Below are 22,035 nucleotides of genomic sequence, written 5' to 3' on the forward strand. Positions count from 1 at the left end.
TTCGCTCCTCAACGGGGGATCGGGGTGATCTCGACCGCACGGCCGCGGACGGTGATCGCGTGCCGGTCGGGGACCGGGGTCCAGCCCGGCCGGTCGTCACAGGGTTCGGAGGCGACCACCACTCCGGTTCCGGTGACCAGGTAGGACAGTGCGTGTGTCCACGCGGTACCGACGAGCACCTCGCCGTCGGTCAGCAGCAGGTTCAGCCGGGACCCGGGGGCGGCCGCCTCGACTTCGGCGACCAGTCCGGTCACCGCGCCGACCGGTTCGGCACCGGCTCGCAGGCGGGCGCTGAGCAGGGCCCACAGCAGCACCGAATCGGTCGGCGCCGGCAACCGGAGCAGCTCGGCCACCGGCAGCCGTTCCGCCAGCGGCACCACCGAATCCGGCCAGCCCGGCACCAGTCCGTTGTGGCTGAACAGCCACGGCCCGTCGCCGAACGGCGCGCAGGCCGCCTCCCCCACCGGCATCCCGGTGGTGCCGTTGCGCACCGCGGCGACGAACGCCCCGGTGCGCAACGACCCGGCCAGCGACCGCAGCCCCTCATCGGTCCACAGTGGAGCGTGTCGGCGGTAGCGGAGCGGCTCGGCGGCCGCTCCGTACCAGCCGAGGCCGAAGCCGTCCGCGTTCACCGTGCCGCCGCCCCGCATGTCGGCCGGGGCGTACGACTGGTGCAGCAGCGAATGCGGTGCTCCGAACACCAGCTCCGCGGGTGAGCAGGGCTCACCGAGGTAACCCAGGTGGCGGCACATCCGGGGCTCAGGCCCGTTCGCCGTCGGTCAGGTCCCTGGCACACCGGAACCCGGAGAAGATCTGCCGCCGGATCGGGTAGTCCCAGTTGCGGAAGGTGCCGCGGACGGCCGCGGCGTCGGTGCCGAACGAGCCACCCCGCAGCACCTTGTACTCGGGCCCGAAGAACACCTCGGAGTACTCCCGGTACGGGAACGCGCGGAAGCCCGGGTAACCGTGGAAGTCGGTGCTCGTCCACTCCCAGACGTCGCCGATGAGCTGGTGCACGCCCAGTGGCGAGGCACCGGCCGGGTACGCGCCGACCGGGGCCGGGCGCAGGTGCCGCTGCCCGAGGTTCGCGTGCTCGGCGGTGGGCTCGTCGTCGCCCCAGGGGAACCGGCGCGAGCGGCCGGACGCCGGGTCGAACCGGGCGGCCTTCTCCCATTCGGCCTCGGTCGGCAGCCGCCTGCCCGCCCAGGCCGCGTACGCGGCGGCCTCGTGGTAGGACACGTGCACCACCGGCTCGTCGGCCGGGATCCGCTCGTGCACCCCGAACCGGACGCGCCACCACTGGTCGCCTTCACGACGCCAGAACCGCGGCGCGACGATGTTGTGCTCGGTGCGGTACGCCCAGCCTTCCTCGCTCCACCAGCGCGGGTCGGTGTACCCGCCGCCGTCGAGGAATTCCAGGTACGCGCCGTTGGTGACCGGCGTGGTGTCGATGGCGAAGCCGTCGACGTGGATCTCGTGTGCGGGCCGTTCGTTGTCCAGCGCCCACGGCTCGGCCGTGGTGCCCATGACGAACGCCCCGGCCGGGACCACCACCTCGGCGGGCAGCGCGCCGGTGCGGCGGGCGGGCGGCGGCGGGGCGTGCAGCACCGGTTCCCCGCGCCGGAGCTGGTGGGTGGCCAGCATGGTCTCGTCGTGCTGCTGCTCGTGCTGGGTGATCATGCCGAAGGCGAACGCGTTGCGCTGCAGGGCGTCCCCGTCGTCGAGCGGGGCCCGCTCCAGCACGTCGAAGGACTTGTCGCGGACTTCGCGGACGTAGGCGCGGGCGTCGGCCGGGCCGAGCAGCGGCAGGCTGGGGCGATCGGCTCGCGCGTGCTGGAAGGCGTCGTAGATCTCGTCGAGGTCGGGGCGCAGCGGCTCACGGCCGCCCACGTCGCGGACCAGCCAGAGTTCTTCCTGGCTGCCGATGTGCGCGAGGTCCCAGACCAGCGGTGACATCAGCTTGGAGTGCTGGCGCACCAGGTCTTCATCGTCGACGGCGTCGGTCAGTGCGGTGCTGCGGGCCCTGGCCCTGGTGAGGGCTTCGGCGGTGTGGGCACGCAGGTCCTGCGGGCTCAGGTCGCGCAACGGGTTGTTCTCCGCGTTCAAGGATGGCACAGAAGCCACGGTGGGTCACACCCCTCCCTTGGTGCCGAGCGAAGCTCGGTGCTGCACGGCGCGGGTGATCCGCTCGATCACCGCGGGCGCCAGGCCGGTCGCGCCGAGCACGGCGCAACCGAGGTCGGCCACGGCACGGGCGGCCGCGGCGATGGCCGGGTCGGCGAGCCCGCGGCTGGCCGCGGTCTCCCAGGCACCGGCGACGGGTTCGCACAGCTCACGCACCCTGTCCACAGTGGATGGGTGGGCGAGCAGGGCGACGAGCAGGGCGGTGGCGTCGAGCCAGCCCCGCGGTGGTTGCGCGTCCAGGTACCGGATCTCCAGGTAACCCTGCGGGCGCACCGGGGTGAACACGGTGGTGAGGTGGTAGTCCAGGTCGGCCACCGTCGGCGGGCCGAACACGCCCGCTTCACCCCGGCCTTCGATCCAGTCGGCGAAGGTGAAGCGCACCGGCGCGTCCCAGGGACCGTCGCGCCGGGGCAGCACCATCACCGGGGTGTCCATCATCCGCCTGCCCCAGTCCGCCGGCGGGTCGGGCGTGGCGGTGGCGGCGAAGGTGCGGGCCGGTTCGGTGGCCATCACCGCCAGCCAGCGGGCCGAGGCGAAACCGGTCTCCCGTCCCGCGTGCCTGCCGGAGTTGGCGAACAGGGCCAGCAGCACCGGGCCCGCCTCGTGCACCGCGGCCCAGCGCGCGGGCAGGTCCCCCGCCTCGCCGGTGTCCACGCAGACCTGCAGCCCGGCCGTGCTGCACATCATCGTGGCGCCACCGGGGCCGCCGGGCGCGAACCGGCGTTCCATCGCGGCGTAGCGGGGGGTCTGCAGCAGCCGCCGGGGCGGGCGGTGGGCGTCGATGCCCGTGGTGCCCAGTTCCAGCCCGGAGCGGGCGAGCAGTTCGGTGAGGTGGGCCAGATCGGCGTCGACGACGCCGGACAGCTCGGCCAGTGAGCTCCGCGGGAGGGCCGAGATCTCCACTTGGCCGCCGGGTTCGAGGCTGACCGGCGAGCCGCCCGGCAGCGGTTCGGCCGGGCTGCCGGGGTCGAGCGTGGCCGGGGCGTGCGGGCCGAGTGCCGTGGCCAGCACCCCGGGGTCGAGCGGACGGGACGGGTCGTCCCGGTGGTGCACTGTGTACTCGAGTTCCACCCCGAGCAATCTCGGCGGGCCGTGCTTGAAGCACACCGACGCGACGTACGCCTCGCCCTCCGCGCGGTCGGAAACCACCCGCGCGGCGAGATTACCCGTTGCGGGAGAAGGAAAATCTCTGACCTTTGCCATGCCACCTCCAGTTCCTGCGACCAGGGGATCACCAGGATTCGGACGCTACACGCGGGGTCCGACAATCGCAGCCGCCTTCCCACGGGGCGGCCTCGAAGCGGCCCGGAGCACCCCGGCGAAACCGGCAGGAGAACCGCCCGAAGACCGCGTATCCGGCGCGTCCGTTAGGCCGTTCGAGCGAATCCTTACGGAAGTGTGGTCTCGGTGGCCAGGCCGAGTTCGGCCGCCGCCGCCCGCACCGCGTGGATGACCAGCTGCATCGACGGCCGCCGCAGCGCCGTGGTGCGGTAGGCGATGGACACCGTGCGCATCAGCGGGCTCGCCAGCGGAACGGTGTCCACGCCGGACGGGCGCTGCCGCAGCGCGAGGTCGGAAACCAGGGTGACGCCCAGGCCCATGGCCACCATCGCCATCGCGGTGGACTGCTCCTCCACCTCGTGGTCGATCTTCGGCTCGAAGCCGTGGCGCTGGCAGGCGACCCGCATGGCCCGGCCGAAGTGGCTCTTCGGGCTGGCCAGGATCCACGGCTGGTCGGCCAGCTCCAGCAGCGAGACGCTGCCGGCGGGCACGGTGCCCGCCGGCACCGCGGCGTGCAGCCGTTCCACCGCCACCACGGCCCGCTCCAGCCCGGGGTCCCACGGCATCGGCGCGTCCGAGTAGTCGATCACGAACGAGAAGTCGAGCGAGCCGTCACGGACCGCGTCCGCCGTCTCCTCCGGCGCCAGTTCCCTGGTCCGCACCTTGATGCCGGGGTGGTCGGCGGCCAGCGCGGTCAGCGCGTGCGGCAGCAGCCCCGAGGCCACCGACGCCCACACCCCGGCGGTCAGCCGGACCGTCACGGACTCCTGTGCTTCCTCCAGTGCCAGTGCCGCCCGCTCCACCGCGCCGAGGATCTCCTCGGCGTGCGAGGTGAGCAGCTTGCCCAGTTCGGTCAGCTGCACCCGCCTGCCGAGCCGTTCGAACAGCTTGGCGCCGACGTCCCGTTCGAGCTGGGCGAGCTGCTGGGACACCGCCGAAGCGGTGTAGTGCAGGGCTCCGGCGGCCGCGGTGACGGTGCCCCGCCGGTCCAGCTCCCGGAGCATCCGCAGCCGTTGCAACGAAAACTCCATACACAAACCCTAAACAAAACCGTGCACGATCCTTAACTGGACGCGTGGGCGGCGCGGGCTCACCCTGGACCAGGTAAACCGCAACGCGGTCCCGCTCCAGCCCGGTCCGCTTCGGACCACGCTCCCGTCCTCCTGCCACGCCGGTGGAGTACCTCACCCCAGTACGAGGCCAAACCGGCGGGCTCGGTGGTGCGCGCGGAAAACCTGGCACGGACCGCTCGAGCCGAAGCTTGGAGGTGGGTCGAGTGAACACCCAGAACAGCACCGAACCCCTGCTCAGGTTGACCTGGACGGACCCGGTCACCGGCACCCGCGGGTTCCTCGTCGTGCACACGCTCGTCTCCGGGCTCGCCACCGGCGGCACGCGGATGCGCCCCGGCTGCACCATGACCGAGGTGGAGGACCTGGCCAGGGGCATGGCCAACAAGACGGCCACGTTCAACCTGCCGGTCGGCGGCGCCAAGGGCGGCATCGACTTCGACCCGAAGGACCCGCGTGCCTTCGACGTGCTCAGCCGGTTCTGCTCGGCGATGCGGCCGTGGCTCGACGCGCACTGGGTGACCGCCGAGGACCTCGGCGTGCCGCAGCACCTGATCGACGAGGTGTTCGCGGGCCTCGGCCTCGAGCAGTCCTACCACGCGGCCATCTCGCGTTCGGCCGACCCGGCGCGCACGCTGCGCCGCGTGCAGGCCGGGCTCAACGCCCCGGTGCCGGGTGGCTTGCTGCTCGGTGACGTGGTCGGCGGTTACGGCGTCGCGCAGTCCTGCCTCGGGGTCGCCGCGGCGTGGGCGTGGGACCCGGCCGAGACCACCGTGGCCATCCAGGGCATCGGCACCATGGGCGGGGGCGCGGCCTGGTACCTGCACGAAGCGGGTATGCGGGTGACCGCGGTCGCCGACGCAGCCGGCACCCTGTACCACCCGGCCGGCCTGGACGTCCCGGCGTTGCTGGACCTGCGTGACGCCTACGGGGAGATCGACCGCGACCAGGTGCCGCCGGAGGTGCAGCGGTTGCCGAGGGACGCGGTGCTCGGCATCGAGGCCGACATCTTCGTGCCCGCCGCGATCTCGTACGCCATCACCGAAGACAACGTGGAACAGGTGGCGGCGAAGGTGGTCGTCGAAGCGGCCAACGCCGCCACCACCGAGGGCGCCGAGGCCACCCTGGTGCTGGCCGGCATTCCGGTGATCCCGGACTTCGTGGCCAACGCCGGTGCCGCGGCGTGGGCGTGGTGGCTGCTGCTCGGTGAGGTCGGCGCGGACCCGGCGGACTCGTTCCAACGGCTGCGCACCGAGATGCAGTCGAAGGTGGCGCTGCTGCTGGCGCAGTGGAACGCCGACCGGCGGCCGCCGCGTGAAGCCGGGTGGGAGCTGGCGGCGGCGAACCGGGTGGAGCGGGCCGCCACCGAGCACCTGGCGCCCGCCCTGACCATTCCCTAGTACTCGGCGGGCTGGGGGTTCACCTGGGTCGGCGGCAGGTGGACCCCGGTCCGCTGGGCCAAGCCGGAGGCGAGGTGCCGCAGGGCGCCGGCGAGCGCGGCCGGGGTCGCCGGAGCCAGGTGGACCTCCGCTTCGGGGCCGTCCCCGGCGGTGTAGTTGAGGTAGCGGCCCCAGTCGGTGTCGGCGTAGTGCAGCGGGTGCTCCACCCGGGTGTAGCGCCCGACCTCGTCCCGCCTGCCCGCGTACAGCTCCCCGGTGCCGTGCACCGGCCGCTGGACCACCTTCACCACGTCCGCGATCGCCGGCGGCAGCACCCGGCCCTGTGCCTTGCCCCGCGCGGCGTCCTCGAAGTCCCGCACCCGCACCGTCTGCGACCGCCCGCCACCCGCGTACAGCTCGGGCAGGCCGGCGACCAGCGCCTCGGGCAGTTCGTGCTGGCTGACCTCGCGAACGGTCACCCAGTCGCCCGAACGCACGGCGAGCACCCCGAGCATGCCGCGGGAAGCCGCGAGCAGGCCGATGGTCTCGTCGCCGCGCGTCGCCCAGCCGTAGAACTCCACCGAAGCCGAGGTCAGCAGCGGCAGCAGGTCCAGGAACTCCACTCTGGTCCGGCCGGTGTGGTCGAGCAGCCCCGCTTCGGCGAGCGCCTCGCCGAGCTGCCGGGACCGCTCGTCGCGTTCGCGTTCCGGGTACCAGACCGGCTGCGGTTGCAGGGTGATGTGGAGCTGCCCGGCCCGTTCCCGCTCGACCAGTGCCGCCAGCGCGGCGACCGGCACCACCGTCGGTGCGCTCACTCCCCGATCACCGGGGGCATGGTGCGCTCGTCGGTGCCGAACAACGCGTCGGGATCGGCTTCGACCAGCCAGCTCGGCCGCTGGTGCTCCTCGTCCTCGCCGCCCTGGCCACGGGCACCGGGCGCGCCGCCCATCGGGCCGCCCGCGGCACCACGGGCCCCGGCTGCCGCCGCCGCGCCACCGCGACCACCCGCTTCCCCGCCGAGCAGGCCGCCGGCGCCGACCCCGCGGCCGGTGCCCAGCGCGTTCCCGCCGCGGGCCGCCGCCTCGCCACCCAGCGCTCCGCCGGGGCCACCGCCGAGCAGCCTGCCCGCGGCGCTGCCGCCCTTCTGCCCGCCGCCGGTGGCCGGATTGCCGGGGCCGGTGTTCGGGTTGCCGGAGCTGCTGGGGTTGCCGGGGTTGTTGAGCAGGCCGACCACGGGATCGCCGGACCCCGGCTTCGAGGCCGGGACCTTCGGCGGCAGCTTGGTGGTGGTGCCGCCCTTGTCCTTGTCCTTGCCGCCCTTGTCACCGCTGGTCGAGGTGCCACCCGTGCCGGTGCCCCCGGTCCCGCTGGTGTCACCGCCGCCGGTGCCGCCGGTACCCCCGGTGCCACCCGTGCCGCCGGTACCTCCCGTGCCGCCGGTGCCACCCGTGCCCCCGGTTGCGCCGGTGCCGTTCGAGCCGCCGGTCCCGCTGGAGCCGGTGGAGTCGTCGATGCCGCGGGAGCCGGTGTCGCTGCCGTTCTTGTCGCCGCCCTGCCACGGTTCCCGCCAGCTCGGCGGGGTCACCGGGCCGGGGCCGTCGGTCTTCAGCTTCACCGAAGCGCCGTCGGAGGTCAGCTGCTGGTAGTCGGTCGGCAGGATCTGCTGGGTGCTCTTGCTGATGTCGCTGTACTGGTCCATCGCGCGGACGTTGTTCTCGTTCGCCGCGTTGTGGGCCTGCATGCCCTTCTGGTAGTCCTCGACGTCGTCGGCGGCCATGAACGGCCCGGCGATCGGGATGGCCGACTTCAGCCCGAGGCTCCAGCCGCTGGGCTTCTCCGGGGCCGGTGGCACCGGCACCACGGTGTTGCTGGTGTGGTCGAAGCCGGACGCCTGCGCCTGCACCGAGGCCGCGGTGATGTCCAGGGGCGCCGCCGTCTCGGCGAAGGCGCGTTCCATCGGCCCGGCCCCGGCGTTCGCCGCGTCGGCCCCGTCACCGGTCCAGGACGCCTTCATCCGCTCCTGCAGCGACTTGATGCCCACGGCCCGGTCCTGGAACGCTTCCGAGAGCTTCTGCACGTGCTCGGCGGTGGTGCGCAGCCGTTCCGCGTCGCCCTGGGTGAAGTTGTCGTAGATCGCCTGACCGTCCATGCCGCCCATCTCAGGCGCCCCCTTTCAGCGTTTCGATCACACCGGCGGCGATCCGCGCCGCGACGTCACAGGACTTCCGCTGGTCGTCGTACCCCTGGTCGGCGACCGAGAAGGTCAGGTCGTCGGCGATGCCGACCACCAGGGAGCAGCGACCGCGTGCTCGCCCGTCGCTCCGATCGGAGAACACGGCCGGGAACCCCGCGACGTCGGGGGCCTCCTCGTAGAAGCCGAGCTGGCCGCTCTCGAAGCCGGTCTTGATGCCCGCCAGGCCGCCGATACCGGATTCCTTGTTCCCGGTCTGGAGTTGCACGGAGAACCCCCGCCCCTCACCGGAAACGATCCAGCCGCAGCTGGGCCCGGCGAGCGCGGCCGCCCCGCCTTCGGTCTTCGCCTCACCGGGATCGGTGTAACCCAGTTCGGTCAGCACCGATCGGGGCACCAGCGCACACGGGTCGCTGAGGTACGCGGAGGCGTCCAGCGTCTCGGGCACCTTGGGCACATCCGCCGCGGGAGCACCCGAAGCGGCCGTGTCCCGGCCGGGTTCCGGGGTCGCCGGGTTCGGCGTGCCGGAGGTCTTCTCCGAACAGCCCGCGGTCGCCAGCACCGCCGCCGCGGCGGCGGCGATCAGGCCGTGTTTGAAGTTCATCTTCGCCAATCGGGAGTCGCTACTGGGCTGGCTTGAGGGCGGCGGCCTTGGCCTCGTCGGCCGCGACGGTCGCTTCCTTCGCCGCCTTGAGCTTCTTGACGTACTCCATGGCGTAGTCACGCATCGAGTCGTTCTGCTGCTGCAGCAGCGTGATCGATTCGAGCCCGGCGTCGACGAAGCCGACGCTGGCCTCGTCGTGCGCGGGCGGGGTGAGACCGAAGATGATCTCCCGGATGGTCTCCCCATCCTTCATGATCTTGTCCAGTTCGGCTTCCCAGAGGCCGATGACGGCTTCGAGTTCTTCGGCGTCCATTTCGAACGAGCCGCCGGCGGCGCCTGGGGCGGGTGGGGGTGCGTCGGCGGCGGGCAAGCTTCCCCAGACCTTCTGCACCGCGGCACTGGCCGCACCACCAACGTCGAACATCCCGCTCTCCCCGAGTCACCGCGTCAGCACCGCAATCGTGCCCTGTGACGCAGCAGACTAGTGGAGGGTTCCGTCCCGCCGCGGGAAATCGGTGATCTTCCCCGGCCGAGTCACAGTACGTACGTACGGATTGCGAAGGCACTACCCCGGGTGACAGGATCGGACGATGCCTCGTGTCAGTCAGGACCACCTCGACGCGCGCCGGCGGCAGATCCTGGACGGCGCTCGCGTGTGCTTCGCGCGCTACGGCTACGAGGGTGCCACGGTCCGCCGCCTGGAGGAAGCGACGAACCTCTCGCGTGGCGCGATCTTCCACCACTTCCGCGACAAGGAATCGCTGTTCCTCGCCCTCGCCGAGGACGACGCGGTCCGCATGGCGCAGGTGGTCGCCGACCAGGGGCTGGTGCAGGTGATGCGCGACCTGCTCAGCGAGGGCAGCGCGCACCCGGCGGACTGGCTCGGCACCCGGCTGGAGCTGTCCCGCCGCCTGCGCACCGACCCCGAGTTCCGCGCGCGCTGGGCCGAGCGCTCCGACCAGCTCACCCAGGCCACCCGCGCCCGCCTGCTGCGCCAGCACGAGGCGGGCAAGCTGCGGGACGACGTGGACGTCGACGTGCTCACCGCCTTCCTGGAACTGGTGCTCGAAGGACTGGTCTCGCACCTGGCCATGGGCCTTCCCGCCGACCACCTGACCCCGGTGCTCGACCTGGTCGAGGAGACCGTGCGCGTGCACCACCGCGACCCTGCGGGCGCCACGCGGCCGTGATGGACTCGGGGCATGGACTTCCTCGACGCACACGCTGAAGCGCTCCGCGGGTTCGACGGCCTCGTCCACCGCATCGGCCGCGACCAGTGGGCCGATCCGACGCCCTGCCGCGAGTGGACGGTCCGCGACCTGCTCGGGCACCTGGTCCACGAACAGCTGTGGGCCCCCGACCTGCTCGACGGCGCCACCGTCGACCAGGTCGGCGACCGCTACGACGGGGACCAGCTGGACGACGACCCGGTCCGCCGCTGGGAGATCGCGTCGAAGGCCGCGCGGCGCGCCTTCGAGCAGACCGGCCGCGAGACCGTGCACGTCTCGGTCGGCGAGATCCCGCTGGAGGACTACGGCTGGCAGATGACCGGCGACCTCGCGGTGCACGGCTGGGACCTCGCGGTCGCCCTCGGCGTGGAGTACCGCATCGACGACGAACTGGCCGAGGACCTGCTCGCCGAACTCGGCCCCCAGGTCTCCGGTTTCGACGGCAGCGGGATCTTCGCCGCCCCGGTGGAAACCGGGCCGGACGCCACCCCGTCGGACCGGCTGGTCGCCCTGCTCGGCCGGGACCCCGGGCTCACCAAGGCGAAGCTGTGAGCAGGGGCATCCGCCGATCACTGGCGCGTTCGGCCCAATCGGCCGGTATCATCAGCGAGACTGACCACTCTTTTTCCGAGGAGAGACTCTTCCGTGCGCGACGCGCCGTCACCTGGTGACAGTACAAAGCCGGGTGGCACACCCGGCTCGCCCGACCCCGCCGGCCCGAGAACCACTCCCGGAGCCCGGTGATGGAAATCCTCCTGTCGATCCTCGGCGTGTTGTTCGTGGTGGTGCTGACCGTCGGCACCGGTCTCGCCGTCGCCGCCGAGTTCTCGCTGACCGCGCTCGAGCGCAGCACCGTCGAGGCCAACGTCCGCCAGGTCGGTGACAAGAAGGCCAAGACGCTGCTGGAAGCCCACCGGACGCTGTCCTTCCAGCTCTCCGGCGCCCAGGTGGCCATCACGCTGACCACGCTGGTCACCGGTTACGTGGCCGAACCGCTGATCGGTGACCTGATCGAGCCGCCGCTGACCGGGCTGGGCCTGCCGCCCGCGGTGGCCGCCGGCACCTCGGTGGTGCTGGCGCTGGTGATCGCCACCTCGCTGTCGATGGTGCTCGGCGAGATGATGCCGAAGAACCTCGCCATCGCCCGGCCGCTGCAGACCGCGCGCGCGGTGGCCGGTTACCACTCGCGCTTCTCCAAGACCTTCAAGTGGCTCATCACGCTGATGAACAACAGCGCGAACTGGGTGGTGCGCAAGTTCGGCGTGGAGCCGCAGGAGGAACTGCGCTCGGCCCGGTCGCCGCAGGAACTGGGCTCGATCGTGCGCTCCAGCGCGGAGAGCGGCACGCTCGACACCGCCACCGCCGAACTGCTCGACAAGTCGCTGCGCTTCGGCGACCGCACGGCCGAGGAGCTGATGACCCCGCGCGTGCAGGTCGAGTCGCTGACCGTGGACCAGTCGATCAGCGACCTGATCGAGCTGTCCCAGCGCACCGGCTTCTCCCGCTTCCCGGTCTACAACTCCGACCTCGACGACGTGCAGGGCGCCGTGCACGTCAAGCAGGCGTTCACCGTGCGCCCGGCCGAGCGCGACACCGTGCGGATCGGCTCGGTGATGCGCCCGGTGCCGACCGTGCCCGAATCGCTGCCGGGGGACGCGCTGCTGAACCGCCTGCGCGACTCGCGGTACCAGCTCGCCATCGTGGTCGACGAGTACGGCGGCACCGCCGGGCTGGTCACCCTGGAGGACGTGGTCGAGGAGATCATCGGCGACGTGCGCGACGAGCACGACGACCGCGAGGAACCGTCGTCGCGGCAGCTCGGCGCGGACAGCTGGGTGGTCTCCGGTCAGCTGCGCGCCGACGAGGTCCGCGAGATCACCGGGTTCCGCATGCCCGAGGGTGACTACGAGACGATCGCGGGCCTGGTGCTCGAACGCCTCGGCCGCATCCCCGCCCCCGGCGACTCGGCCGAGGTCGACCACTGGCAGCTCACCGTCACCGCGATGGACCGGCTGCGCATCGCCGAGGTCAGCGTCCGGCCGAGCCCCGACGAACCCGGGGGTGCCACGGCGGCCCCGCCCGTTTCGCACCGGGTGGAGGTGGCCAGGTGAACGACGGGGTCGCCATCGCGCTGATCGGCCTGCTGCTGCTGGCCAACGCCTTCTTCGTGGGTGCGGAGTTCGCGCTCATCTCCTCCCGGCGGGACCGCCTGGAGGCGCTCGCCGAGCAGGGCACCACCCGCGCCCGGATCGTGATCAACGCCAGCAAGCACGTCTCGCAGATGCTGGCCGGTGCGCAGCTGGGCATCACCATCTGCTCGCTGCTGCTGCTCCAGTTCGGTGAACCCGCGGTGGCGCACCAGCTGGAGGCCGCGTTCACCGCGGTCGGGCTGCCGCTGCCCGGCTACGTGATCCACCCGATCGCCTTCGCCTTCGCGCTGACCGTGATGACCATCCTGCACGTGCTGATCGGCGAGATGGTGCCGAAGAACCTGGCCATCGCCGATCCCGAGCGGCTGGCGCTGTGGCTGGTGCCGGTGCACGTGGCCTGGGTCAAGCTGGCCAACCCGTTCATCTGGCTGCTGAACACGGTGGCCAACGCCGGGCTGCGGGTGCTCAAGGTGGAGCCGAAGGACGAGCTGGAAACCGCCTACACCTCCGCCGAGCTCGCCGAACTGCTCAGCGAGTCGCGGCGCGAGGGGCTGCTGGAGCAGTCGGAGCACCAGCGGCTGAGCCAGACGCTGTCCTCGGTCCGCAAGACGGTGAAGGACGTGCTGGTGCCGGTCAGCGAGCTGACCACCCTGCCCGCCTCACCCACCGTCGGTGACGTGGAGCAGGCGGTCTCCAGCACCGGTTTCTCCCGCTTCCCGGTGCTCGACGCCGACGGCGGCCTGACCGGCTACATCCACGTCAAGGACATCCTGGAGCTGGTCGGCCAGCCCGCCGAGACGAAGCTGCCGCCGTCGAAGACGCGGGCGCTGAGCGAGGTCTCGGCCGGTGCCAAGCTGGACAGCGCGCTTTCGGTGATGCGCCGCGAACGGGGGCACCTGGCCAGGGCGCTGGGCGCGGATGGCACCGTGGTCGGCGTGGTGGCGCTGGAAGACCTGGTCGAGGAGTACGTGGGCACCGTGCGGGACGGCACGCACGTGACGGCGTGAGCACGCCGGTGGTCCTCGCCGAGCCCGAGTGGCGGGCTCGCGAGGAGGCCCACGTCGAGCGGATGCGGAAGTGGACGGTCCCGCACCAGGAACGCCGGTCCCGCGGTGAGAAGCACCCGGTGCTGGACTTCCTGTTCACCTACTACTCGCACCGCCCGGCGCACGTGGAGCGCTGGCAGCCGGGCTTCGGCGTGGTGCTGGCCGGTGCCTCCGCCCGGCGGTTCCTCGAGCGGCGGGGGTACCGCGAGACCGGATCGGGCGTCACCGTGGACGCGGCCGAGTTCGCTCGGGCGCGGGAGCGGACCGCGCGGTTCGTTTCCGCGCTCCTCTCGGCGACGGCTTCGCGCCCGGCCCGGCTCAGCTGCTTCGGGCTGCACGAGTGGGCGATGGTCTACCGGCAGCCGCACGACCAGGTGCGGCACGCCCAGCTGCCGCTGCGGCTGGGCAGCCGCGGGACCGACGAAGTGGTGGAGTCGCTGGAGGTCCGCTGCGGCCACTTCGACGCCTTCCGCTTCTTCACCCCCGAGGCCGTGCCGCGCAACACCCTGTCCCCCACCCGTGAGACGCAGCGCGAGTTCGAGCAGCCCGGCTGCCTGCACGCGAACATGGACCTGTTCAAATGGGCCTACAAACTGGGCCCATTCGTACCGGCCGAACTCGTCGGCGACTGTTTCGAACTGGCCGCCGACATCCGCGAGCTCGACATGCGCGCCAGCCCTTACGACCTGTCCCCGTTCGGTTACCCAGCGGTGCCGATCGAAACGCCGTCCGGGCGAGCGGAATACGCCAGGGCGCAAGCCGCTTTCGCCCGGCGCGCGGCACCCCTGCGGGCTCGCCTGATCGAGTGCAGCGACACACTGTTGTCCGTTTGTACCGATGCTGGCAGGCTGTGCGACAACTGAGGGTCATCACATTTCCCGGACAGATTACGTCTGTTAGAGTGATAACGTTTTGGTTGCATACTGAGAGCGTCTGAGTATCAGAGCAGAAAGGCACACGATGGGGCGACACAGCTTGGTCGAGGACCCGGCTCCGGAACCCCCTCACGGCAGACCGTCCGGCCATCGTTCCCCCGCGAACCGGACGTCCGCTCCCCGGACCGCACCTCCCCGAAACGCACCACCCCGGGCTCTTCCGGCGCCCACGGCATCCCGGACCCCCCGCCGCACCCCGGAACCCCCGCCCTCCTCCTACTTCACCCCCGCACCGCCCGAACCCGAGCAGGGTCCCGAGCGGAACGCCGGCACCACCGGCAGCCACAAGGCGGTCAGCGCCACCGGCAGCCACCGCGCCATCGGCAAGACCCGGCGCCGCGTGGCCAAGTGGCCGATCGCCTGCCTGGTGCTGGTCGCCCTGCTCGGCCTCGGCTGGCTGGGCTGGGGCTGGGCCACCGGCGAGCTGAACAGCCGCGCCGAAGCACAGGCCGCCAGCTGCGCCGAGGGCGACTCCAGCCTGCGGCTGATCGTCACGCCCAGCGCCGAGGCGCCGGTCAAGGCCGCGGCCACCCGCTGGAACGACGCGAAGACCGTGGTGCACGGGCACTGCGTGCTCATCACCGTGGACGCGATGGCCTCGCAGCGGGTGCTCGACGCCCTGCTCGGGCACAGCGAGCTGAGCTCGATCCGCGGTATGCCGGCGGCCTGGCTGCCGGAGTCCTCGTGGTGGACCAGCGAGCTGACCACGAAGAAGCCCGAGGTGATCGGCTCGCCACCGCAGTCGGTGGCGTCCGGGCGCTCGGCGGACTACCCGTTCCTCGGGCTGTCCGGCAACGGCGTGGACGACGTGCAGAAGCGGGCGGCGCAGACCTTCCGCGGTTTCCTCACCGAACCCGCGCAGCAGGCCGACTTCGCCGCCGCGGGGCTCAGCGCCGCGTAGGCGCTCAGGTCCCTTCGAGTTCGGCGATGACCGCGAGGTCGTCGTCGGCGAGTTCGAAGTCGAACACGCCGAGCTGCTCGGCGAGCAGGGTGCGCGGGCCGGGGCCGACCACCACGGCGTGCCCGAGTTCGAGCTGCCAGCGCAGCACCAGCTGGGCCGGGCTCTTGCCGTACTTGGCGGCCAGCCCGCGCAGCACCCGGGGCAGGCTGCCCGGCCCCAGCGGGTCGGCCGCGACGGTGACGATGCCGTGCTGCGCGTGCAGGGCACGCAGTTCGGCTCGTGGTGCCCTCGGGTGCAGTTCGAGCCGGTGCACCGCGGGCAGCCCGATGGTGCCGAGGAAGTGCCGCAGCGCGTCCGCGGTCAGGCCCGCGACGCCGAGCGCGCGGACCTGGTCTTCGGCCTGGGCCCGCTCCAGTTCGCGCCACGCCTGCGCGGTCGGCCGTTCGAGCAGCACCAGGTCGATCCGGTCGGTGCCGAGCATGCGCAGTCCGGAGGCCAGCGCCTCCCCCGCCCCGTTGCCCGGCAGCGTCAGCGTGACGAACACTTCGTCGCGCGGCAGGTCGCGGATCGCTTCCCCGGCACCGGATTCACCGGACGGGCGCACGCCGACGGCCCGGTAGCCGGTGGCCAGCGCCTGGCGCACCGCCCCGGCCACGGTGTCCGGCGGCAGCGCACCGGCGTCGAAGCTGATCAGCGGGAGTTGGACCTCGTTGTGCAGCGCGATGCTCACCAAGTTCTCTTCCTCACTGGCTCCGGCGCGGGCGGTTCCGCTGCGAGAATCCTCTCACCTGAGCGGCTGGGCGTGCCCGGCGGCGCGGGCGCTGCGACGATGATCGAGTGCCCGTCCCCCGCCCGGCGACCACCGGACTGGCGCTGGTCGTCACCGCCTCGCTCGCCGTTCACCTGGTGACCTTCCTGATCCGGCCGGTGGCCTCCTACCGCGTGCTGGCGCTCGGCGGCGACGCGACCGCGGTCGGGCTGGTGGCCGCGGCGGGCGCGCTGCTGCCGGTGTTCCTGGCGCTGCCGATGGGCCGGGCCGCCGATCGCGGGGCGATGGGGTGGCTGCTCACCGGCGGCGGGCTGGCGATGACCGCCGGTGCGCTCGGCCTGGCCTTCGCCGGCACGCTGCCGGTGATGGCCGCGGGCAACGTGGTGATCGGCGTCGGCCAGCTCGCGCTGATGCTGGCCTTCCAGGGCCTGGTCGCCGAGCTTTCCCCGCCGGAGCACCAGGACCGCAACTTCGGCTGGTTCACCGCGGCCGCCTCGGTCGGGCAGCTGATCGGCCCGCTCACCGGTGGCTGGGTGATCGGTTCGGCCGGTGCCGGCGGGATGATCGCCGAGACCCGCGAGGCCTTCCTGCTCGCCGGCGGGGTCGGTGCGGTGATCACCGCCCTCTGCCTGGCATTGGCCTGGACGCTGAAAACGCTGACGCGCCACAAGAAGAACGGCGACCGAACCGTCCACAAGGGATCGACCGGGGCGCTGCTGCGCAACCGCAGGCTGCTGGTGGCGATCTTCACCAGCTTCTCCGTCATGTCCGGTGTGGACGTCGTCACCGCGTACCTCCCGGTGCTGGGCGAGGACCGCGGGCTCAGCCCGGCCGTGGTCGGCGTGCTCCTGGCGGTGCGCGCCGGTTTCTCCTTCCTGTCCCGGTTGCTGATCCCGGTGCTGGTGGGCCGGTTCGGCAGGCTCGCGGTGCTGTTCGTCAGCGGCGGGCTGGCCGCGCTCTGCGTGCTGGCGCTGGTGTTCGCCGACGGCTTCTGGCCGCTGGCCGTGGTGATGGCGGTGCTCGGCATGGTGCTCGGGCTCGGTCAGCCGCTGACCATGACCTGGACCGTGCGGGAGGCGCCGGACAACCTGCGTTCCACCGCGCTCGGCCTGCGCCTGACCGGCAACCGGGTGGCGCAGGCGGCGGCGCCCGCCGCGGCGGGCGCGGTGTCCGGCCTGGTCGGGGTGACCGGGCCGTTCCTGCTGATCGCGCTGCTGCTGTTCGCCTCGACGATCACCGTGCTACCCGGCTGGCGGGCCGAGCGGGGTTGACCGGATCACCTCGGCGGTGTGCGCGTCGGCCGGGAAGAACGCCTCGATGGACAGTTCGGCCAGGGTCACGTCCAGCGGGGTGCCGAAGGTGGCGACCGTGCTGAAGAAGGCGAGTTCCGTGTCGCCGTGGCGGAGGCGCAGCGGCACCACGATGTCCCCCGGCTTCGGCACCTCGACCTCGGGCACCACGTCGTCGCACGGATAGCCCCGCAACTCGGCGAGCAGTTCGGCCAGTTCGGGGTCGGCGGTGGCGGCCACCTCCCGGCGCAGCCTGCCGAGCAGGTGCGCCCGCCACTCCCCCAGGTTCGCGATCCGCGGCGCCATGCCGTGCGGGTGCAGCGTCGCCCGCAGCACGTTCACCGGCCCGTCGAGCAGTTCCGGGGCGACCCCGGCGACCAGCAGCGCCACGCTGGCGTTGGAGTCGACCATGTGCCAGCGCCGGTCGATCACCACCGCCGGATACGGCTCGTGCACGGTCAGCAGTTGCCGAACCGCTTCGCGGGCAGCGGTCATCTCGGGTGCGTCGAGCCCGCTCTCGCCGTACACCGGGGCGAAGCCGGCGGCGAGCAGCAGCTGGTTGCGCTCGCGCAGCGGCACGTCGAGGTGTTCACCGAGGCGGAGCACCATGTCGCGGCTCGGCGCGGAACGGCCGGTCTCGACGAAGCTCAGGTGGCGGGTGGAGATATCCGCCGAGATGGCGAGGTCGAGCTGGCTGATCCGCCGCCGGTCCCGCCATGCGCGGAGGAGTTCGCCGACGGGACGCGGAGCGGTTGCAGTGGTCACGGCACCGACGTTACGGGCGGACCGGCGCCGCTGCCATTACTTCGCGGGTAATCGACGCGCGGCGCCGCGGCGGCCAGAGTTGCGTCCACCAACCGAGTCAAGGAGTGACCATGACCGACTTCACCGCCCTCGCCGAGCGCTACATCGCCGCCTGGAACGCCACCGGGACCGACCGCCGCACCCTGATCGAGGAGTTGTTCACCGAGGACGCCGGGTACACCGATCCGCTGGGCGCGGTGACCGGCTGGGACGGCATCGAGAAGTTCTTCGCCACCGCGGCCGAGCAGTTCGCCGGACTGCGGTTCAGCCTGCACGGGCCGGTCGACGGGCACCACGACATCGCGCGGTTCACCTGGCACCTCGGCGCCGAGGGCGCCGAGCCGCTGGCGATCGGGTTCGACGTGCTGGTGGTCGAGGACGACCGGATCGCGCGGGTGCACGGGTTCCTGGACAAGGTGCCCGGCTGAGCTCGCCACGCGGGCGGGGGTGGAAGCCTCCCCCTCTGTCCCTGCCCGCTGCCGGGCGCCTGAGAGGTTCACCCGCGAGTCCACGGGCTTGCACCTTCGGCGGGGTCGTGCGGTGAGTGGCCGGCGACCCGCTTTCCAGAGGCGTCTCCCCCGCGCGGTCCTGGGTGCCTGAGAGTTTCCGGGGAGGAGTTGCTCCTTCGGCGCCGGGCGAGGCGATTGGCCGCCCGGTCTCTCCCGCGCAGGGTTTACGACTACGGGAGCCAGGTTAGCAACTCACCACTGGCGCCGATCAACCGGTCCGGCGGGCGTTGCGGCGCTGGGTCAGCTCGTCCGGCTGCACGTTCTCCACCACACCGCCGTCGGCCCGTTCGGCCGGGAACTCGTGGATGGTGCCGCTGATCTCCTGCATGGCCCCGCTGACCGCGATGCCGAACACACCCTGCCCGCCCTGCAGTAAATCGACGATCTCTTCGGGTGAAGTGCACTCGTAGACGGTGGTGCCGTCGGAGAACAGGGTCACCTTGGCCAGGTCGCGGACCCCGCGTTCACGCAGGTGCTCCACGGCGACCCGGATGTTCTGCAGGGAGACGCCGGTGTCCAGCAGGCGCTTGACGATCTTGAGGACCAGGATGTCCTTGAACGAGTACAGCCGCTGCGAACCGGAGCCGTGCGCGGTGCGGATGCTCGGCGCGACCAGCTTCGTCCTGGCCCAGTAGTCCAGCTGGCGGTAGGTGATGCCGGCGATCTGGCAGGCCGCCGGCCCGCGGTAGCCGACCAGTTCGTCGGGCAGGGACGCGTCGGGAAACAGCTCACCTTGCTCGCCGTCGGCCACCTCGAACGACCTTCCCTCGACCACCCATGCCTCCCCTCGCCCGGCCACGCCGACCGGCAGAACATGTCCTGGTGGATCCAAACATCCGAACGGCGTAATCACACCGTCGAGATTCACCTCCTGTTGACGGTAAGCCGGGCGAGGGGGCCGGTCAACGCGACGCGCGGCCGACCCGGCCAACGGGTTCCCCCTTGGCGGTCTTACTTAATCGTGTTAATTTTTACTCATGCAGGTAAACGAGCACACCCAGCCGGAGCTGGGACTGACCGTGACCGAAGCGGCACGGCGCGCACAGATCATCCAGGCCACCATCGAAGTGATCGCCGAACTCGGCTACGCGAAGGCGTCGTTCGCCCGCATCGTCGAGCACGCCGGGCTGAGCAGCACGCGGATGATCTCCTACCACTTCGCTTCGAAGGAGGAGCTGATGAGCGCGACGATCGGGCAGATCTCGCAGCTCAAGGACGAGTTCATGACCGAGCGCCTGGCCGGTGACACCACCAGGGCGGGCATGCTGCGGGGGTTCATCGAGTCGGAGGCGGCCTTCGCGGCCGCGCACCCGGCGTTCCAGCGGGCGATGAGCGAGATCCTCGGCCAGGTGTGGGGCGGCCAGGAGGGCGGCGGCCACATGTTCCACGAGGCGGTGCTGCGGGACATGCGGGTCGGCCGCATCGAACGGCAGCTCGCGCAGGGGCAGCGGGAAGGCGCCTTCGGCGAGTTCGACGTCGAAGTGATGGCGCTGAGCATCCGGCAGGCCCTGGACGGCCTGGCGAACCGCCTGGTCCGCGAACCGGACCTGGACGCCGAACGCTACGGCCGGGAACTGGCCAACCTCTTCGAGAAGGCGACCAGGGCGTGATCACCGGATTCCACTCGCGAGGTCGCGCCGGAGGCGCGACCTAAGTATCAGCTCCGCGGAAATCCTCAGGGGAGACGGAGTCGAGGAACTCGCGGAACTTCTCGACCTCGTCTTCCTGCTCGTCCGGGATGATCAGCCCGGCCTCCTCCAGCACCGCGTCCTCGGCGTGGATCGGCACGCCGACCCGCAGCGCCAGCGCGACCGAGTCGCTCGGGCGGGCCGAGACGCGGATGTCGCCGTCGAAGACCAGTTCGGCGAAGAAGGTGCCTTCGCGCAGGTCGGTGATCACCACCTGCTCGAGTTCACGGCCCAGTGCGCCGATGACCTCCTTGAGCAGGTCGTGGGTCAGCGGCCGGGCCGGGCGCACCCCCTGCTGCTCCAGTGCGATGGCAGTTGCCTCCACCGAGCCGATCCAGATCGGCAGGTACCGCTCTCCCTCGGTCTCCCGCAGCAACAAGATCGGCTGGTTCGCGGGCAGTTCGACCCGCACGCCGACGACGCGCATCTCGCTCATCGGGTTCGCCTCCCTAACCTGCACACGGGCCGCACGCTGTGCCAAGGGTCCCGCATCGCCACCCTCGACGCTACCCGTTCTACGGACGCTGTGCTCGCTCTACCTTCGCGCCCGCCTCGCGGGCTTCTCCAACCGTACGGCATCGGGGTCCCCGCGTTCAGCAACGGATTCGGTGCCGGGCCGTCCCGGCACCACCACAACAGGCGCAACGCGGGGCCGGGCAAGATCATTCCCGGCCGGCCGGGTCAGCCGCCGGTCACCCCGCGGATACCCGCCTTGACCAGCAGCGTGTGCAGGGCGACCGAGAGCGCGGCCAGCTCGCGCACCACCTCGTCGGCCCTGGCCTTGGCGGCCGCGTCGCGCTGCCGGTAGACCGGCGTAACAATTTGCTCCAGTAGGCCGACCTCGCGGTCCGCGGAGGCCCGGAAGGCCCGCAGGTGCCGGGGTTCGATGCCGTACTCGGTCATCGCGCGCACGGTTTTGGCCACCAGCACCGCGTCGGGGTCGAAGAACCCCGCGGCTCCCGGCCGGACCAGGCCGTACTGCTGCAGTTCGGCCAGCATCGCGGCGTCGATCCCGGACTGCGCGAGCAGCTCCTCCTGGGTCAGCCGCACCGGCCTGCCCGGCTCGAAGTCGGCCGGGGTGGGCAGGCCGTGCGGCTCGGCCGGGCTGCCGAGCGAAACCAGCTTGCGCGGTGGCCGCAGCGACGGCACCGGCGCCTCGGCCCCGCGATCGGCGGCGTCGAGCTGCTCCTTGATCACCTTCAGCGGAAGGTAGTGGTCGCGCTGCGCGGACAGCACGAAGCGCAGCCGCTCGACGTCCGCCGCGGCGAACTGCCGGTAGCCGGACGCCGTCCGGCCAGGCTGCACCAGTCCCTCCGACTCGAGGAACCGGATCTTGGAGATGGTCACATCGGGGAAGTCGGCGCGCAGCTGCGCCAGCACCGCCCCGATGCTCAGACCATCACGCGGTTGCCGCCCGGCAGCCGTCACCGCGCCCCCTGGCCCCCGTGCCCCGGGCCGGTCAGGAAGACGAGGCGGAACTTGCCGATCTGGACCTCGTCGCCCCCGGCGAGCACGGCCTGGTCGACCGGCTCACGGTTGACGTAGGTGCCGTTGAGGCTGCCCACGTCGATCACCACGAACTCGCCACCCTCGCGGCGGAACTCGGCGTGGCGGCGCGAAACCGTCACGTCGTCGAGGAAGATGTCGCTGTCCGGGTGGCGGCCGGCGCTGGTGGTGTCGCGGTCGAGCAGGAAGCGCGAGCCCGCGTTCGGGCCGCGCTTGACCACCAGCAGCGCCGAACCGGCAGGCAGTGCGTCGATGCCCGCGACCGGGGGCTCGGGCGCCTGGGTTTCGTGCCCTTCCGCCTCGGCGAGGAAATCGGCCCGGAAGACGGAGGTCCGCTCCGGAGACTGCTCCGGGGGAACGCCGGGCCCGTCGTTCGTGCTCACCTGAGCTCTCCTTACGCACTGAAGGTTTCGTCGAAACTTGTGCAGCCCAACGTACCGTGCCTGATCGATTCGGCCCCTGGTGGGCTCCCCCAACCGGCCCTGTCCGCCGGCGGGCCG

The 22,035-nt window shown here is 71.8% G+C and carries 24 protein-coding genes and 2 riboswitches; of the genes, 10 read left to right on the forward strand and 14 right to left on the reverse strand.

Features of this window, described 5'->3' with window-relative positions; all coding sequences use genetic code 11:
* Positions 1-8: 8 nt before the first annotated feature.
* The 4 genes from egtC to AC07EG_RS25800 form a co-directional block, all read right to left on the reverse strand.
* Complete coding sequence (gene egtC, locus AC07EG_RS25785; protein ID WP_478255750.1) at positions 9-752, reverse strand: ergothioneine biosynthesis protein EgtC; 744 nt, start codon at positions 750-752, stop codon at positions 9-11.
* A 7-nt stretch (positions 753-759) separates the two neighbouring features.
* On the reverse strand, positions 760-2,124 hold the full coding sequence (gene egtB / locus AC07EG_RS25790) for an ergothioneine biosynthesis protein EgtB (RefSeq protein ID WP_478255751.1): 1,365 nt from the start codon (positions 2,122-2,124) through the stop codon (positions 760-762).
* Positions 2,125-2,130: 6 nt separating this feature from the next.
* The gene (locus AC07EG_RS25795) at positions 2,131-3,387 is read right to left on the reverse strand and encodes a glutamate-cysteine ligase family protein (protein WP_478255752.1); all 1,257 of its coding nucleotides are present in this window, start codon (positions 3,385-3,387) and stop codon (positions 2,131-2,133) included.
* 185 nt (positions 3,388-3,572) lie between these two features.
* On the reverse strand, positions 3,573-4,496 hold the full coding sequence (locus AC07EG_RS25800; protein ID WP_478255753.1) for a LysR family transcriptional regulator: 924 nt from the start codon (positions 4,494-4,496) through the stop codon (positions 3,573-3,575).
* A gap of 245 nt (positions 4,497-4,741) precedes the next feature.
* Here AC07EG_RS25800 and AC07EG_RS25805 point away from each other — a divergent pair, with 245 nt between their 5' ends.
* Positions 4,742-5,935 carry a Glu/Leu/Phe/Val dehydrogenase dimerization domain-containing protein gene (locus AC07EG_RS25805; RefSeq protein ID WP_478255754.1) on the forward strand — a complete coding sequence of 398 codons (1,194 nt, stop codon included), beginning with the start codon at positions 4,742-4,744 and terminating at the stop codon, positions 5,933-5,935.
* Here the strand turns inward: AC07EG_RS25805 and AC07EG_RS25810 are convergent.
* The 4 genes from AC07EG_RS25810 to AC07EG_RS25825 are packed head-to-tail and all read right to left on the reverse strand — an operon-like array spanning position 5,932 to position 9,133.
* Positions 5,932-6,729, reverse strand: a complete 798-nt coding sequence (locus AC07EG_RS25810) for an ESX secretion-associated protein EspG (protein WP_478255755.1) — start codon at positions 6,727-6,729, stop codon at positions 5,932-5,934. The genes AC07EG_RS25805 and AC07EG_RS25810 overlap by 4 nt on opposite strands.
* Positions 6,726-8,063, reverse strand: coding sequence for a WXG100 family type VII secretion target (locus tag AC07EG_RS25815; RefSeq protein ID WP_478255756.1), 1,338 nt, complete (start codon positions 8,061-8,063; stop codon positions 6,726-6,728). The genes AC07EG_RS25810 and AC07EG_RS25815 overlap by 4 nt, the downstream gene beginning before the upstream one ends.
* 10 nt (positions 8,064-8,073) lie before the next feature.
* Positions 8,074-8,709 (reverse strand): DUF3558 domain-containing protein, encoded by a 636-nt coding sequence (locus AC07EG_RS25820; RefSeq protein ID WP_478255757.1) that lies wholly within the window; start codon positions 8,707-8,709, stop codon positions 8,074-8,076.
* 19 nt (positions 8,710-8,728) lie between these two features.
* Complete coding sequence (locus tag AC07EG_RS25825) at positions 8,729-9,133, reverse strand: hypothetical protein (protein WP_478255758.1); 405 nt, start codon at positions 9,131-9,133, stop codon at positions 8,729-8,731.
* A gap of 166 nt (positions 9,134-9,299) precedes the next feature.
* On the opposite strand from AC07EG_RS25825, the gene AC07EG_RS25830 reads away from it, so the two are divergent.
* From AC07EG_RS25830 to AC07EG_RS25855, 6 genes are all read left to right on the forward strand, one after another.
* The gene (locus AC07EG_RS25830; protein WP_478255759.1) at positions 9,300-9,899 is read left to right on the forward strand and encodes a TetR/AcrR family transcriptional regulator; all 600 of its coding nucleotides are present in this window, start codon (positions 9,300-9,302) and stop codon (positions 9,897-9,899) included.
* A gap of 12 nt (positions 9,900-9,911) precedes the next feature.
* A complete protein-coding gene (locus AC07EG_RS25835; RefSeq protein WP_478255760.1) occupies positions 9,912-10,490 on the forward strand; it encodes a TIGR03086 family metal-binding protein in 579 nt (192 codons plus the stop codon).
* A 191-nt stretch (positions 10,491-10,681) separates the two neighbouring features.
* The gene (locus AC07EG_RS25840; protein ID WP_478255761.1) at positions 10,682-12,049 is read left to right on the forward strand and encodes a hemolysin family protein; all 1,368 of its coding nucleotides are present in this window, start codon (positions 10,682-10,684) and stop codon (positions 12,047-12,049) included.
* Positions 12,046-13,095, forward strand: coding sequence for a hemolysin family protein (locus AC07EG_RS25845; protein WP_478255762.1), 1,050 nt, complete (start codon positions 12,046-12,048; stop codon positions 13,093-13,095). The genes AC07EG_RS25840 and AC07EG_RS25845 overlap by 4 nt, the downstream gene beginning before the upstream one ends.
* Positions 13,092-13,997 carry a 3-methyladenine DNA glycosylase gene (locus AC07EG_RS25850; protein ID WP_478255763.1) on the forward strand — a complete coding sequence of 302 codons (906 nt, stop codon included), beginning with the start codon at positions 13,092-13,094 and terminating at the stop codon, positions 13,995-13,997. Before AC07EG_RS25845 ends, AC07EG_RS25850 begins: the two co-directional genes overlap by 4 nt.
* 412 nt (positions 13,998-14,409) lie before the next feature.
* The gene (locus AC07EG_RS25855; RefSeq protein WP_478255764.1) at positions 14,410-14,970 is read left to right on the forward strand and encodes a hypothetical protein; all 561 of its coding nucleotides are present in this window, start codon (positions 14,410-14,412) and stop codon (positions 14,968-14,970) included.
* A gap of 4 nt (positions 14,971-14,974) precedes the next feature.
* On the opposite strand, the gene AC07EG_RS25860 is transcribed toward AC07EG_RS25855, so the two are convergent.
* Entirely contained in the window at positions 14,975-15,700 is a 726-nt protein-coding gene (locus tag AC07EG_RS25860; protein ID WP_478255765.1) for an aldo/keto reductase, read from the reverse strand.
* Positions 15,701-15,807: 107 nt separating this feature from the next.
* On the opposite strand from AC07EG_RS25860, the gene AC07EG_RS25865 reads away from it, so the two are divergent.
* Entirely contained in the window at positions 15,808-17,010 is a 1,203-nt protein-coding gene (locus AC07EG_RS25865; RefSeq protein ID WP_478255766.1) for an MFS transporter, read from the forward strand.
* On the opposite strand, the gene AC07EG_RS25870 is transcribed toward AC07EG_RS25865, so the two are convergent.
* Positions 16,981-17,793, reverse strand: coding sequence for a helix-turn-helix domain-containing protein (locus AC07EG_RS25870; protein ID WP_478255767.1), 813 nt, complete (start codon positions 17,791-17,793; stop codon positions 16,981-16,983). The genes AC07EG_RS25865 and AC07EG_RS25870 overlap by 30 nt on opposite strands.
* A gap of 110 nt (positions 17,794-17,903) precedes the next feature.
* Between AC07EG_RS25870 and AC07EG_RS25875 the strand changes: the two genes are divergently transcribed.
* Positions 17,904-18,260: a nuclear transport factor 2 family protein gene (locus tag AC07EG_RS25875; protein ID WP_478255768.1), complete on the forward strand. Its 357-nt coding sequence runs from the start codon at positions 17,904-17,906 to the stop codon at positions 18,258-18,260.
* Between the two features lie 32 nt (positions 18,261-18,292).
* Positions 18,293-18,402: riboswitch (glycine riboswitch) on the reverse strand.
* A gap of 3 nt (positions 18,403-18,405) precedes the next feature.
* A riboswitch (glycine riboswitch) is annotated at positions 18,406-18,507 on the reverse strand.
* Positions 18,508-18,549: 42 nt separating this feature from the next.
* On the opposite strand, the gene AC07EG_RS25880 is transcribed toward AC07EG_RS25875, so the two are convergent.
* Complete coding sequence (locus tag AC07EG_RS25880; RefSeq protein WP_478255769.1) at positions 18,550-19,116, reverse strand: MerR family transcriptional regulator; 567 nt, start codon at positions 19,114-19,116, stop codon at positions 18,550-18,552.
* A gap of 202 nt (positions 19,117-19,318) precedes the next feature.
* Here AC07EG_RS25880 and AC07EG_RS25885 point away from each other — a divergent pair, with 202 nt between their 5' ends.
* Positions 19,319-19,951, forward strand: a complete 633-nt coding sequence (locus AC07EG_RS25885; protein ID WP_478255770.1) for a TetR family transcriptional regulator — start codon at positions 19,319-19,321, stop codon at positions 19,949-19,951.
* A gap of 40 nt (positions 19,952-19,991) precedes the next feature.
* Here AC07EG_RS25885 and AC07EG_RS25890 read toward each other — a convergent pair whose 3' ends face one another.
* The 3 genes from AC07EG_RS25890 to garA all read right to left on the reverse strand — a co-directional run bounded on the left by AC07EG_RS25890 (position 19,992) and on the right by garA (position 21,918).
* On the reverse strand, positions 19,992-20,465 hold the full coding sequence (locus tag AC07EG_RS25890; protein ID WP_113692302.1) for a bifunctional nuclease family protein: 474 nt from the start codon (positions 20,463-20,465) through the stop codon (positions 19,992-19,994).
* 245 nt (positions 20,466-20,710) lie between these two features.
* Positions 20,711-21,457, reverse strand: a complete 747-nt coding sequence (ftsR, locus tag AC07EG_RS25895) for a transcriptional regulator FtsR (RefSeq protein ID WP_478255771.1) — start codon at positions 21,455-21,457, stop codon at positions 20,711-20,713.
* On the reverse strand, positions 21,454-21,918 hold the full coding sequence (gene garA, locus AC07EG_RS25900; protein ID WP_478255772.1) for a glycogen accumulation regulator GarA: 465 nt from the start codon (positions 21,916-21,918) through the stop codon (positions 21,454-21,456). The genes ftsR and garA overlap by 4 nt, the downstream gene beginning before the upstream one ends.
* Between the last annotated feature and the right edge of the window lie 117 nt (positions 21,919-22,035).

The sequence above is a fragment of the Amycolatopsis sp. NPDC045836 genome (genome assembly GCF_056431745.1).